The sequence below is a fragment of the Chitinophaga sp. HK235 genome, from assembly GCF_018255755.1.
In the GTDB taxonomy this organism is placed as follows: domain Bacteria; phylum Bacteroidota; class Bacteroidia; order Chitinophagales; family Chitinophagaceae; genus Chitinophaga.
This window is the reverse complement of sequence record NZ_CP073766.1, coordinates 5,268,653-5,282,078: the sequence shown is the minus strand read 5'-3', so window position 1 is coordinate 5,282,078 and position 13,426 is coordinate 5,268,653. Positions and strand designations below refer to the sequence as shown.

11 protein-coding genes and 1 tRNA gene are annotated in these 13,426 nt (G+C 44.9%); 6 read left to right on the top strand and 6 right to left on the bottom strand.

What is annotated here, in order from left to right:
- Positions 1 to 9: 9 nt before the first annotated feature.
- Positions 10 to 1,106, top strand: a protein-coding gene (locus KD145_RS19800; RefSeq protein WP_374223485.1) for an IS3 family transposase whose coding sequence is annotated in 2 segments (ribosomal slippage) — positions 10 to 256 and positions 256 to 1,106 — 1,098 coding nt in all. Because the reading frame shifts where the segments join, the coding sequence is not laid out codon by codon here.
- Positions 1,107 to 1,302: 196 nt separating this feature from the next.
- On the opposite strand, the gene KD145_RS19795 is transcribed toward KD145_RS19800, so the two are convergent.
- The 3 genes from KD145_RS19795 to KD145_RS19785 all read right to left on the bottom strand — a co-directional run bounded on the left by KD145_RS19795 (position 1,303) and on the right by KD145_RS19785 (position 4,325).
- The gene (locus KD145_RS19795) at positions 1,303 to 2,151 is read right to left on the bottom strand and encodes a hypothetical protein (RefSeq protein WP_212001053.1); all 849 of its coding nucleotides are present in this window, start codon (positions 2,149 to 2,151) and stop codon (positions 1,303 to 1,305) included.
- A gap of 81 nt (positions 2,152 to 2,232) precedes the next feature.
- The gene (locus KD145_RS19790; protein WP_212001052.1) at positions 2,233 to 4,128 is read right to left on the bottom strand and encodes a hypothetical protein; all 1,896 of its coding nucleotides are present in this window, start codon (positions 4,126 to 4,128) and stop codon (positions 2,233 to 2,235) included.
- Between the two features lie 123 nt (positions 4,129 to 4,251).
- A tRNA-Ile gene (locus tag KD145_RS19785) sits at positions 4,252 to 4,325 on the bottom strand.
- 147 nt (positions 4,326 to 4,472) lie between these two features.
- Here KD145_RS19785 and KD145_RS19780 point away from each other — a divergent pair.
- On the top strand, positions 4,473 to 5,102 hold the full coding sequence (locus KD145_RS19780) for an HAD family phosphatase (protein ID WP_212001051.1): 630 nt from the start codon (positions 4,473 to 4,475) through the stop codon (positions 5,100 to 5,102).
- Between the two features lie 50 nt (positions 5,103 to 5,152).
- Here the strand turns inward: KD145_RS19780 and KD145_RS19775 are convergent, their stop codons facing one another.
- The 3 genes from KD145_RS19775 to KD145_RS19765 form a co-directional block, all read right to left on the bottom strand.
- Positions 5,153 to 5,383 (bottom strand): hypothetical protein, encoded by a 231-nt coding sequence (locus KD145_RS19775; protein ID WP_212001050.1) that lies wholly within the window; start codon positions 5,381 to 5,383, stop codon positions 5,153 to 5,155.
- 100 nt (positions 5,384 to 5,483) lie between these two features.
- On the bottom strand, positions 5,484 to 5,834 hold the full coding sequence (locus KD145_RS19770; protein ID WP_212001048.1) for a TM2 domain-containing protein: 351 nt from the start codon (positions 5,832 to 5,834) through the stop codon (positions 5,484 to 5,486).
- A 6-nt stretch (positions 5,835 to 5,840) separates the two neighbouring features.
- Positions 5,841 to 6,137, bottom strand: a complete 297-nt coding sequence (locus tag KD145_RS19765; protein WP_212001046.1) for a DUF2752 domain-containing protein — start codon at positions 6,135 to 6,137, stop codon at positions 5,841 to 5,843.
- A 208-nt stretch (positions 6,138 to 6,345) separates the two neighbouring features.
- Between KD145_RS19765 and rimP the strand changes: the two genes are divergently transcribed.
- The 4 genes from rimP (at position 6,346) to KD145_RS19745 (ending at position 13,397) form a co-directional block, all read left to right on the top strand.
- Positions 6,346 to 6,810 carry a ribosome maturation factor RimP gene (gene rimP, locus KD145_RS19760; protein ID WP_249219455.1) on the top strand — a complete coding sequence of 155 codons (465 nt, stop codon included), beginning with the start codon at positions 6,346 to 6,348 and terminating at the stop codon, positions 6,808 to 6,810.
- Positions 6,811 to 6,826: 16 nt separating this feature from the next.
- Positions 6,827 to 8,074 (top strand): transcription termination factor NusA, encoded by a 1,248-nt coding sequence (gene nusA / locus KD145_RS19755; protein WP_113616004.1) that lies wholly within the window; start codon positions 6,827 to 6,829, stop codon positions 8,072 to 8,074.
- A 91-nt stretch (positions 8,075 to 8,165) separates the two neighbouring features.
- Positions 8,166 to 11,807, top strand: coding sequence for a translation initiation factor IF-2 (gene infB, locus KD145_RS19750; protein ID WP_249219453.1), 3,642 nt, complete (start codon positions 8,166 to 8,168; stop codon positions 11,805 to 11,807).
- A gap of 210 nt (positions 11,808 to 12,017) precedes the next feature.
- On the top strand, positions 12,018 to 13,397 hold the full coding sequence (locus tag KD145_RS19745; RefSeq protein WP_212001043.1) for a peptidylprolyl isomerase: 1,380 nt from the start codon (positions 12,018 to 12,020) through the stop codon (positions 13,395 to 13,397).
- The last annotated feature ends 29 nt before the right edge of the window (positions 13,398 to 13,426 follow it).

The following is a 13,426-nucleotide window of genomic DNA, read 5'->3' as shown; positions in this document are numbered from 1 at the left end:
ACTACTATCATGAAAAAGACCAGATTCACAGAAACTCAGATTGTGTCTATTTTGAAGCAGCAGGAAAATGGGCTTGCCACAAAGGACATTTGCCGCGAACATGGCATTTCTGAAGCTACTTTCTATAACTGGAAAAGCAAGTATGGAGGCATGGAGGCTTCAGATGTGAAGCGCCTCAAAGACCTGGAGGAAGAAAATTCCAGGCTCAAAAGAATGTATGCTGACCTATCCCTTGACAATCAGATACTGAAGGATCTATTCACAAAAAAAGGCTGGGCCCTTCCACAAAAAGACAAGTAGCAGAAGAATTGGTCGCAGATCAGGGTATTTCTGTGAGCAGGGCCTGTCGAATAGTTTCCTTTCCCCGTTCAAAGTTTTATTATCGTAGTCGTAGAAATGACCAGGTACTGATTGATGCCCTTCAGGACCTTGCTTTTAAGCATACTTCCTACGGTTTTCGCAAGCTTTTCGCCTATTTGAGGCGTGCAGGTCATCACTGGAATCATAAAAGAGTATACCGGGTATACAGGCTGCTTAAGCTGAATAAGAGGAGGAAGCTGAAACGCAGAGTGCCAGCACGCATTAAACAACCATTACAACAGCAAACCAATGTTAATATCATCTGGAGCATGGATTTCATGAGTGATAGCCTGATTGGAAACAAACGCTTCAGAACATTTAACGTGATAGATGATGGCTCCCGGGAGGTCTTGGGTATAGAAGTCGATACTTCACTATCGTCATACCGAATTGTACGGGTATTGGAAAGAATTATTGAATCCAGAGGCAAACCAGCCGCGATAAGAACTGATAATGGTCCGGAATTTACTTCAGGTTATTTTGAACAGTGGTGCCACCAGCACGGTATCCGGCTACAATACATTCAACCAGGCCGACCAATGCAGAATGGTTATGTCGAACGATTTAATCGTCTTTACAGAGAAGCTGTCCTCGATGCCTATATCTTTGAGGACTTGCACCAGGTAAGGGAATTAACCTATACCTGGATGGAAGAATATAACCAAAGAAGACCTCACGAATCTTTGAAGAACATGACGCCTTGCGAATGGAAAGCGGAGTTGCAAAAATCCAGAAACTCCAATTAATCACTGTTACCTAGATGGGGTACTTACAAGATGCCTGTAAAACGTCAATTTTAGAAATGATTAAATCGAATGGATTAATAATTGCCATAACAGTTTGATTTAATTGTTATCAACTGTTTGCAATATCCACAGGGAAGGACGGGAAATCAGGGAGATTAGGGAAGGGATTTAGGCAATTGGGGAATGATTAAAGAATTCATCTTAATTTATTAATATTCAATTGCTTAAGCATTTCCATATGTTTTAAGTAACTGTTATCCTGCCTGAATTCGGACATAAAAGTGCTGAATTTTGCGATGGTGTTACCCGTATATTCAAAGTAAGCCAGGAAGATATCTTCTAACGAGTACGAGGAAACGAAGTAATTGAGTTGATAGAAATAATCAATGACGGCGGCAACACAGCCATTAAAACCATAAGGATTACGGTTACCTTTAGACTTCTTAACTGACCGGAAGATGTCAAATTTACACCCGGACGCTTTTACTTTTTCATTGATATAATTGAGTGTTACCAGCTGACTACCATTGTTGGGAACTAACATACTCAAAAAAGAAGGGGCATTTTCATTGGCTATAGTTACGGTAACCTGTTCAGCGGGCGAACGATCAATAAAAGCTTTCAAAGCCGATTTTATGGCCATTCTATTCTCTTGGTCCCGGCAATACATTAGTTCATACTTTCCCGACTTTTTTAAAGAAGCATTTTTCACAAAGCACCATTGTAATTCCTCATCCGGGTTTGTATGGTCTGCCTCGTTGTATGGGACGGCGAACTGAGTTAACAGGTCATTACACCTGGTTATTACTGAATCTGGGATTAATACTAACTGTTGAATTAAGTTCTGCTGGAAGCTGTCATTGAAAGTCCAGAATACATACTTACTGATATCCTCAAAGTGATTAGTATTCCAGAATGTATCCAATGTTATAATTTGAGTATTACTCAATAAAGTAATACAATTACCAGATCTTATAATTTGGGCCGCATAAAGATCATACCAACCAATCAAAAAATTGAATCGATTTGTAACCTTTCCTTCCACAGGAACTTCGTTAAGGTAATGATGGTTCGATAATAACTTTATGGGGAAACTTACATATCGTTTTTCCATATTCCTTTATATTCACTTTCTAGGTTTGTAGTTCCGCAATTCCGTCAACAGCCAGCTAAGTATATCCTTAATCGACTCTTTTATTTTTCTATCCTGAAGTGACAATGACTTACTTTGCCATAATCTATAATTAAAAAATAGGCTTTTACATACATTCCGCTTACTTTCAATCTTACTTACAGCAGTCTTCAGACTTGTAAAATGAAGTCCCCAATAAATATATGTATTTTCAGAATTCGTTCCATCACATTCAGGATTGGCCAAATGTATTGCATTCATAACTGGCATACTAAAACAATTTTCATAAAATTTGTTAGCAAACGCAGCGGCGACGCTGTTCCCTACGTTCCATAGGGAGCCGATATATCCACGGCATCCAGAATTTAGAAACCCTAGTGCAATTTCACCCCACGAAAAGCAACTATTGTTAAATATGACCGGATGCTCTCCATTCGCTAGATTGTTAATCATTCCCTGATGAATTGTATCCTTACATAAAATATAGCATGAACCATTGATCTCTACATTTTTGTGAAGATATTTTTTCTGTCTTACAGATGCTCTAAATGCAGCATTATACAAATCTGCTCCGATTGTTCTTGGATAACTCGCAGCATAGACTTCTTGCGAATATGGATTGCCATTTAACTTAAGTGGAAATACTTTTGCATTGACTCTAAAAAGTTTATCACCTGGTACTAGGCTTATTCCTACAACCTCTGCATATTCGCAGATGTGTGAATTGCCGAGAGAGTCATTAAAAGCAAGCTCAACAATATTTCCCTTTGCTCTGCCTCCATGTGTGCAAATATGAAAAAGATCATATGGATAGTATTCAATAGCCATACTAAGGTTCCTTTCGGTCGCATTTTTTCCAAATATTTTCTTTATATCATAATTTTTATCACTAAGTGTTTTCTCTACAAAATTGATTTCGTTTTTAATAAGGAAATTAGGATTAAAAATAACCGCCGACCCTACGATTTGAGCATTCTCTGCGAGAATACTCCTATAAATAAAAAAATCTGGCCTTGCTTGTAGGTGGACGTATGAGCTAGGGATAGAATTTTTGGTAACCAAAGTATAAGGAATACCAACTGTAAAATATGTAACATACAAGTAATGGCTAAAATCGAATAATCCAATTCTATTATTTACAATTTCCGAGATTTCATTTAGGACCGCATCTGCTTTATCTTCATCAATTTCTTCTTTCTGGCCCCATTGTAAAAGGAGTTGCTCAATGTCTTTTTTCCCATTTCTGTCTATTTTTTTTACCAGTTGGACATCTGCATCTACACAGGATGCATAATGAACTGCTATGACTGGACTAGTAGAAAAATCGTCTTCTATCACAATAATGCCTCTATTGCCATCTAGTCTACTTGGTAAGTCTATTATATCTGCACTTACATCAACTCTCAACCACCATCCATTTCTTTGCGCCACTGCTAAACCTTCTAATATCTGCTCTTCTCGACAAGGTAATATTTGCTTTTCCTCGCTTTCAAAACTTGATAGCATAAAGTATACTTCATCAAGATCATTGATTTCTATGATATTGGTGGAGGAAGGGAACTCTAGATAACTTTTTTGCTCAGGTGTCAACCCTACAAAAATTACATTTTCAATGGCATCACTACCTAAGGCAACCAAGGCATTATTTATATACACACTCGTTTCGTCGGCTCGTGCTCGTGACATTCCATGCTCGTTAATAGAATCTGCACTATTTTGATTACTTGTATCAATTTTTTCATTCTTTGCGACTGTGCAACCTGCCATTTCGAAAATAGGGGTATAACTAGTCTTAGAGTATATATAGGAGGCTACAACTGCGGCGAGCACAGTTTCTTTTCGATTAACTATACAAAAAAATTGACGATTTAACGTAGGTACTGAATTCATATTCGGGGATGTCATTTTTGTGTCAAACAAAGATATCTTTAACAAGCGAAAACATGTATCAAAACATGTATCAAATGAAAAAAGGCTCCCAACGTCAATACGCTGAAAGCCTTTAGTGTAGTGTGCTCCCACCAGGGCATGATCCTGGGACCCCCTGATTATGAGTCAGGTGCTCTAACCAACTGAGCTATAGGAGCCGTTCCGAAGAACTAAAATTCCCTCTTTTGAAGGGACGGCAAAATTAATTATTTTCCCGAATTATCCTAAATTTTTTTTATCCCCCTGCCACGTCAACGCCTACACTTAACAAAAACTGCTTTCTTTGTAGTCTATTCAAGACGCGTATGCAAGGCATTAAAAACATCATCTTTGATCTTGGAGGAGTAATCCTCAATATCAACTATCAGCGGACTTACGAAGCTTTTACTGCACTGGGGGTACAGAACTTCAACGAGTTATACAACCAGTTTAAGGGCTCCAGCCTGTTCAACGACCTGGAAACCGGGCATATTACCCCCGAAGCCTTCCTGTCGGAAATGAAAAAACATGTGCCGGAACAGGTGACTCCGGAACAGATTACGGATGCCTGGAATGCCATGCTGCTCGACTTTCCTTTACAACGGCTTCAGTTACTTCAACAGCTGCGCCAGTATTATGGACTGTATCTGTTGAGTAATACCAATGCCATCCACCTGGAAACCTTCAACAGGATACTGCAGGAGAGCAGGGGTATTCCTTCTCTGGCGGTATTTTTCGACAAGGCTTATTATTCTCACCTGATGGGCTACCGCAAGCCGGACAGGGAATCTTATCTGATGGTGCTGGAAGAAAACGGGCTAAAGGCTGAAGAAACCTTATTTATTGACGACACGTTACCCAATATAGAAGGGGCGAAGGCTGTGGGACTGCAAACTATCCATTTGCAGACTCCTAAAACGATACTGGATATTTTCAGGCCGCAAAATGCCGGATAATAAAAAGGCCGGTTGATACAACCGGCCTTCAAAAAAAACATTACTTATTACTATTTTATCTCTTCGAAATCGATATAATCGTCTTTGCCCGGTTTGGATGCCGGACGGGAAACAGGAGGGGCCTGTTGGGTCGCCTGACCCTGGGCGGATTGTTGTTCCTCATATTGCTGGCGCATATGCTGTTGTATATCGCTCATCTGCTTACGCACAGCTTTGGTGGATCTGTAAACCGGTATGATAAAGTCAAATACCAGCTTATACAGCAGCCACGCAAAAAACATATATAGCAAAAATCTCAACATAGTCCGACAAAGGTAGCAGAATAACTATTTCGACAGCCGGACAAGGCCCTCATTTTAAGGTTTCTTTAACGTTACCTGCTTACAGACCCAGCAGGGCGGCGCTGCTTACTGCTTCCTTTTTATTATATTCCCAGGCCAGTTTGCGGTAGTTGATCGCATCCAGGATAGTACCTACAAAACAAAAGCCTACGGTTATGAAGTAGAGGATACCCATCAGTATCTGGTTGAGCAGGAAACGTTGAACGCCTGCTACGGCTACCAGTCCGACGAGGCTGCAGATCAATATCATCTGCGGGTCTTTACGGCGGGTTGAATAGAGGGCCAGGAACCGTTGTTTGTTTTCGGAGCTGTAGCTTTTGGTCAGTTCCTGTAACCACAGCATTTCTTCCTGTTCGATACCAGGTAACATGGCAAATGAAAAATCAGACATAGCGTTTTATTGTAATTTAAAATCAGTGTATTGTTGCCGGGCCAGCTGAAAGGTACGGTAGAGCAGTGTGGCGACCACTACGGGGGCCAGCCAGTGGTGATGTACAGCTTCCCGCCATTGTCCGTGCAGCAAATAATGTACCCCGTGTCCCAGTCCGCAGCCCGGGCAGAAAGGGATGCCGACGTTTTTGAGCAGGCATAGTGACGGGTGGTTAGCTGCCGGGTCCAGAAAAAACAAGCACAGCAGTCCTGCAGGCCAGGCCAGCAATTCCGGATTGAGCTTTCTGTACAAGGACATTCGCATTAAACAAGTTTAATATTTGTATGTGCTGAGGCCAACGCTGCGGTTCAATTAGTAACGATAAAAAGTCGACAATTTGCGCTGCAATGTCAATAATTTGTTATACAAGGTAAAGAATTTGTTTTTCAATCAAAATAATAATTGTAAATTTGCATCAGGAAAAATGATTCAAATGAAGGGGACGAGAGATTGTCCCCTTCTCGTTTTTTGTATGGCAAACGAACAAGTGATAAAAGCTATTTGGGAATTAGCAGAAGGACTGCTGGTAAATGATCCCGACAATTTTTTGGTAGACATCAGAATTAAGCCCACTAACAACGTAAAACTCTTTTTAGATGGGGACAAAGGAGTGCCGGTAGATAGATTGGTATCTTTTAACCGGAAACTCTATGCACTGCTGGAAACCAGTGAGCTCTTTCCCAACAATGACTTCTCTCTGGAAGTCTCTTCCCCCGGTCTGGACGAGCCCTTGAAACTGCACAGGCAATACCTGAAAAACATTGGTCGGAAGGTGGAGGTCACTCTCCTTGACGGTGCAGTGAAAGAAGGTACATTGCTAACAGTTACGGATGACTCAATCACCATCGAGGAAACAGTCGGCAAAAAGAAAGAAACCAAACAAACGGATTTAAAACTTAATGAAATAAAGCACACAAAGGTGTGCATCGTGTTTTAAAATATAACAACTAAACATGGCTAGTATTAACCTGATTGAGTCATTCACCGAGTTCAAGGAGGCAGAAAACATCGACCGTCCAACACTGATGAAGGTATTGGAAGATGTGTTCAAAACATTGCTGCGGAAAAAGTATGGCTCGGATGAGAACTTTGACGTGATTGTAAATACAGAGAAAGGCGACCTTGAAATATTACGCCGTCGCACTATCGTTGCCGACGGAGAAGTGGAAGACGACAATGCTCAGATCGCTTATTCTGACGCCATTAAAGTAGAACCAGACTATCAGATAGGGGAAGATCTTTATGAAGAAGTGGAGATCCTCGACTTCGGCCGCAGGGCTATCCTCGCTGCCAAACAAACCCTCTCCGCCCGTATCGGCGACCTGAAAAAGAACATCCTGGTAAAGAAATATGCTGATAAAGCCGGCGAAATTGTTACAGGGGAAGTTTACCAGGTTTGGAAAAAAGAAGTTTTATTGCTTGATGATGAGGGGAATGAGTTAATTTTGCCCAAATCAGAACAAATACCAACAGATTATTTCAAAAAAGGAGAAAATGTAAGGGCGGTTGTAAAGAAAGTGGAAATGAAAAACAATGCACCACTTATCATTCTTTCCCGCACACATCCATCCTTCCTGGCTAAATTGCTGGAAATTGAAGTACCTGAGATATTTGACGGTCTGATTGTAATTAAGAAAATAGTTCGTGAACCCGGCGAAAGGGCCAAAGTGGCCGTAGAGTCCTACGACGACCGTATCGACCCTGTTGGTGCCTGCGTAGGTATGAAAGGTAGCCGTATTCACGGCATCGTTCGCGAGCTCAGAAACGAAAATATCGATATCATTAACTATACGACCAACATCCAGCTGTTGATTCAACGCTCCCTCACACCCGCCAGGATCAGCCGCATGGAAGTGGATAACGAAAACAAGTACGCTTCCGTTTACCTCAATCCTGACCAGGTATCACTGGCCATAGGTAAAAAAGGCGTAAACATCAAACTCGCCTGCGAACTCACAGGATACGAAATCGATGTATTCCGCGATGAAGCACAGGAACAAGCTGAATTTGATATCGATCTGGAAGAATTCTCAGATGAAATCGAAGGATGGATCATTGACGAACTGAAAAGAATAGGTTGTGACACTGCCCGCAGCGTATTAGAGCTGACCACGGAAGAACTGGTTCGCCGTTCGGATCTGGAAGAAGAGACAGTGCAGGATGTAAGAAGAATATTACAGGAAGAGTTTGACAAAGAATAAAGCCCAGCCAGAACCCTTCCCAGGTAAAGGGCTTATAAGAAGGGGAATTGATTTTTTCGATTTATTGTTTAAACGTAAAAAAACATCCCGTTTGGAAGAAACGGGAAACAGGGGAGGCCCGAATTACGATATGCCTGAAACAACAAACAACACACCACGATTGCTGGCTGCAGCCAAAGAGTTTAATATTGGTAAGGAAACCCTCATCGATTTCCTTGGCAATAAAGGCTTCGATATGGGTGGCTTTGGTTCTCCCAATGCCCGCCTTACGGCTGTCATGTACGCAGCACTGCAGTCGGAATTCCAACAGGACAAGGCTAACAAACGCAAAAGCGACCAGATAGCCCTGCCCAAAGGAAGCGTGTTAGAAACAAAGATGAAGAAGGAGAAAGAGAAAGAGGAAGCGGAGGCTGCGGCTAAAAAGACTAAAGAAAAAGAAGAGGCTGCACCCGTAGCGGAAGCTCCCAAAGCTGAAAAAGCCCCCGAACCCAAACAGGAACCTGCGAAGGAAACCCCTAAAAAGGAACCTCAGGCGGCTGCTCCGGCTCAACCTACACCTCCTCCGGCCCAGGAAAAAGAGGAACCCAAGCCTAAACAAGAACCTCCGGCTGTTACAGCTCCCCCTGTTGCGGAAGTTCCCAAGGCTCCAGCTCCTCCCGCCGAACCGGAAGTGGTTAAAACAGAATCTCCTAAGATTAACGGCCCGAAGGTCATTACTACTATCGACCTCGACGCCCTTAACCGTAATAAAAAACCAGTAGCTAAAAAAGCTGAGCCGGAAACAACTCCAGCTCCGCAACAGCCCGCTGCTGTCCCGGCCAAAGAGGAAAAACCACAAACTCCTCCCACAGCCACCATCAAACCGGAAGAAAAACCGGCCACCACTCCTGAACCCGCAGCCCCCGCTGCCCGTACCGAAGAAGTAGTGGAAAAAACCGCTCCTAAAGCGGAAAAAGCGGAAACTCCCGCTCAACCCGCTCCACAGGCTGAGAAAGTAGCGCAAACAGAAAAAACCGATACGACAGAAAAAACGGAAAAAGCCGCACCGGTTCAAGATAAACCTGTAGTTAACAAAGTGGAAGAAGTAATACAAGAGGCAAAACCGGCTGCAATCAAAGAACCGGCTAACATTCCTGTTAAACAGCCCGTAAAGGAAGAACAACGCAACACTCCTCCTCCTGCTGCTGCCGATAATAACAGCCAGACACCACCTCCTCCTCCCCAGGAGGAACAACAACAGGCAGTCATTACCAACATACAGGCCGAAAAATTAACCGGCCCTAAAGTAATCGGTAAAATAGAACTGCCCGTTCAGTCTGACAGACGTGATAATAACAAAGGCAACTTCAGCCGCGACGAAAAACGCAAACGCAAACGCATTATCGTCGAGAAAAAACCGGAACCCATCCAACCTAAAGACTTCAAAGAAGGCGATAAGGAAGGTGGCGCTGCCGGAAACCGCCCACACCACGATAACCGTGGCGGCGACAACCGTGGTCACAATCGTAACCAGCAGGGTGATAACCGCACCCAGCAGGGCGATAACCGTAACCGTCAGGGTCAAGGCCAAGGCGGCGGCTTCAACAGAGGCCAGGGTCAGGGTCAAGGCCAGGGCGGTGGCTTCAACAGAGGCCCAGGTCAAGGTCAAGGCCAAGGCGGTGGCTTCAACAGAGGCCCAGGTCAAGGTCAGGGTGGAAACAGACCCGGCGGCCAGGGCGGTGGCTTCAACAGAGGCCCGGGCCAGGGCAACAGACCCGGACAGTTCAACAGACCCGGACAAGGCGGACACGGCCGTCCAGGCAGTCGTGATGACAAACGCGTTGAAGAAAAAGAAATCGATAAAAACGAGATCCAGAATAAGATCAAAGAAACCATGGCCAAACTCGGTGGCGGCGGTCGCGGTAAAAACGTGAAAGCCAAACACCGTAGAGAAAAACGCGAGGAAAGAAACAGCCAGAAAGCACAGCAGGGAACTGAAAACAACAAACTCCAGGTAACTGAGTTCGTTTCCGTAAGTGAACTCGCTAACCTCATGGACGTTAGCTTCGCGGAAGTAATCTCCAAATGTATGGGCCTCGGTATCATGGTATCCATCAACCAACGCCTCGACGCAGAAGTAATCGAGCTCGTAGCCGGCGAATTTGGCTATGAAGTGGAATTCATCGGCCTCGACGCAGTGGAAGAATCTGAAGAAGAAGATGACATCGATGCACCGGAAGATCTGGAACCACGCGCTCCGATCGTTACCATCATGGGTCACGTTGACCATGGTAAAACATCCCTGCTCGACTATATCCGCAGTGCTAACGTAGTAGCCGGTGAAGCCGGTGGTATCACCCAGCACATTGGTGCTTACCAGGTAACTACTGCCAATGGTAAAAAAATCACCTTCCTCGATACACCTGGTCACGAAGCGTTTACCGCCATGCGTGCCCGTGGTGCCAAAGCTGCAGACATCGCAGTAATCGTGGTAGCGGCCGATGACGCCATCATGCCTCAGACAAGGGAAGCTATTTCCCACTCCCAGGCTGCTGGTCTGCCAATGGTATTTGCTATCAACAAGATAGATAAAGACGGCGCCAACCCTGAGAAAATTAGAGAACAACTGGCTCAACTGAACCTCCTCGTAGAAGACTGGGGTGGTAAATACCAAAGCCAGGAAATATCCGCTAAGAGCGGCCTCAATATCGATGTCCTGCTGGAGAAAATCCTGCTGGAAGCAGAACTGCTCGAACTGAAAGCCAACCCGGACCGCGAAGGTTCTGGTAGCATCGTCGAAGCATCCCTCGATAAAGGTCGTGGATACATTGCCTCCCTGCTGGTACAAAACGGTACCCTCCGCCAGGGCGACACCATCGTGTCCGGCTCCTTCTACGGTAAAATCAAAGCCATGTTCAACGAACGCGGCCAACGTATGGACGAAGCCGGTCCTTCTATGCCGGTGCAGGTGCTCGGCCTCAACGGTGCTCCTCAGGCTGGTGAGAAATTCAAAATGTATGAAGACGAGTCTGAAGCAAAAGAACTCGCTAACCGCAGGGCACAAATCGTTCGCGAACAAGGTATCCGTACCAAGAAACATATCACCCTCGATGAAATCGGCCGCAGGCTGGCACTGGGTAACTTTAAACAGCTCAACCTCATCATCAAGGCCGATTTTGACGGCTCTGTGGAAGCATTGAGCGACTCCCTCCAGAAACTGTCTACCGAAGAAATCGTGATCAGTATCGTTCACAAAGCTGTAGGTCAGATCACCGAATCCGACGTACTGCTCGCTACTGCCTCCGATGCCATCATCCTCGGATTCCAGGTAAGACCTTCTTCCCAAGCTGCCAAGCTCGCGGAAAAAGAAAATATCGAAATCCGCAACTACTCCATCATCTACGACGCTATCGAAGAAATCAAGAGCGCGATGGAAGGGATGCTGGAACCCAAAATCGAGAAAAAAGTGGTGTGCAACGTACAGGTACGCGAAACATACCGCTTCGACAAGGTTACTGTGGCAGGTTGCTTCGTTCTCGATGGCAAGCTGAGCAGAAACACCCGCATCAACGTAGTACGCGACGGTATCGTAGTCCACACCGGCGAACTCGCCTCCCTCAAACGTTATAAAGATGACGTGAAGGAAGTAGCCGCCAACATGGAATGCGGTCTGAGTATCCGCAACTACAGCGATCTCAAACCAAACGATATCATCGAAGGTTTCGAAGAAGTGGAAGTAAAAAGAACACTCTAATAACAGCCTCAGGCCCTCGTGACCCGGCTGAAATAATAAAAAAGCTGTCAGAAAAGGAGATACTATATCCCCGCTTTTGACAGCTTTTTTTCTTGATAATCCCGCCCAAACGACGTGAACCAGAGGCTTATCTAAACTTTTGTTAAATCCGTCGATATCTAATACCGTACTGATCTTTAATTGGTTATTTTTGGACTTTACCGCTATAGTATGAAGAAACTTTTGGCATTATCTGCAGGGACCTTGCTGTTATGGCAAGCCGCTGTCGCACAGCAAAAACTGGTGGCAGACAAAATTATCGGCGTTGTTGGTGATAAAATCATCCTCAAATCCGATATGGACGGCGCCCTCGCAGAGCAGCAACGGAACTCTCCCGATGGAAATATCAGCCCACAGGCTCCTTGTAACACCTTGGAAATGCTGATCTCCCAAAAGGTGATGGTGCTCCAGGCAGAAAGGGACAGCTTGCCCGTTTCTGATGGAGAAGTGGAAGCGCAAATGGAAAACCGTATCCGCTACTTCGAACAGCTCTACGGCTCCAAAGAAAAAATGAAGGAAATTACTGGCTACTCTGTATACCAGCTCCGCGAACGCTTCCGCCAGCCCATTAAAGAAAATCTGCTGGCTCAAGCCATGCGCAATAAAGTAGTAGAGCCTGTTAAGGTGACGCCATCCGAAGTAAAACGCTTCTTCGACGCCATCCCCAAAGACAGTCTCCATTTCTATGAGTCTGAACTGGAAATTGGCCAGATCGTTCTCATACCAAAAGCAACCCGCGAAATGGACAACTACGCCATCGAACGCCTCCAGGACTTCAAAAAAAGGGTGATCAACAAGGAGTCTGACTTCGGCTCCCTCGCCATCCTGTACTCTGAAGACCCCGGCGTAAAAGAAAACAAAGGCGTGTATGTCATGAACCGCGGTGATAAACAATGGGACGCTGATTTCATGGCAGCAGCTTTCCGTCTGAAAGAAGGCGAAATATCCTCACCGGTAAAATCCCAGTTCGGATATCACCTGATCCAGATGTTGAAACGCTCCGGTGACAACGTAACCGTACAGCACATCCTGCTGAAAGCAGCGGTAACCAAAGCCGACCTCTCAGCCGCTACCACCAAGCTGGACTCCATCCGGACCCTCATCATTAACAACAAAACCACCTTCTCTGAAGCAGTGGCCAAATATAGCGACGCCCAAACCGCCAAATTCGACGGTGGTATGATCCAGTCCAAAACCGGTGAAGGCACCTTGCTCTCCATCGATCAGCTCGACGATCCCTCCGAAAGAGATATCGTACTGATGCTCGATACCCTGAAACCAGGCCAGCTCTCCGCACCCGTAGCCTTTACGGATGACAATGGACGCGCCGGCGTAAGGATCGTTTTCCTGAAAACACGGACCCAGCCGCACAGGGAAAACCTGACCGACGACTATTCCCGTATCCAGCAACGTACACTCGATATCAAACGTGCAGAAGCCATCAACAAATGGCTGATAGAAAAAATACCTACTTTCTACGTACACGTAGATGACGAATATAAAAACTGTACACATATCAGTCAGTGGATGGCAGCCCTTGCCAAACAATAACCGGGGTGCACAGTAATGCAAACTGATTC

Excerpts from the sequence above, each read along its gene's own strand:
- KD145_RS19790 (WP_212001052.1), bottom strand. The coding sequence starts at position 4,128 with ATGAATTCAGTACCTACGTTAAATCGTCAATTTTTTTGTATAGTTAAT.
- KD145_RS19780 (WP_212001051.1), top strand. The coding sequence starts at position 4,473 with ATGCAAGGCATTAAAAACATCATCTTTGATCTTGGAGGAGTAATCCTC.
- KD145_RS19775 (WP_212001050.1), bottom strand. The coding sequence starts at position 5,383 with ATGTTTTTTGCGTGGCTGCTGTATAAGCTGGTATTTGACTTTATCATA.
- KD145_RS19770 (WP_212001048.1), bottom strand. The coding sequence starts at position 5,834 with ATGTCTGATTTTTCATTTGCCATGTTACCTGGTATCGAACAGGAAGAA.
- KD145_RS19765 (WP_212001046.1), bottom strand. The coding sequence starts at position 6,137 with ATGCGAATGTCCTTGTACAGAAAGCTCAATCCGGAATTGCTGGCCTGG.
- rimP (WP_249219455.1), top strand. The coding sequence starts at position 6,346 with ATGGCAAACGAACAAGTGATAAAAGCTATTTGGGAATTAGCAGAAGGA.
- nusA (WP_113616004.1), top strand. The coding sequence starts at position 6,827 with ATGGCTAGTATTAACCTGATTGAGTCATTCACCGAGTTCAAGGAGGCA.
- KD145_RS19745 (WP_212001043.1), top strand. The coding sequence starts at position 12,018 with ATGAAGAAACTTTTGGCATTATCTGCAGGGACCTTGCTGTTATGGCAA.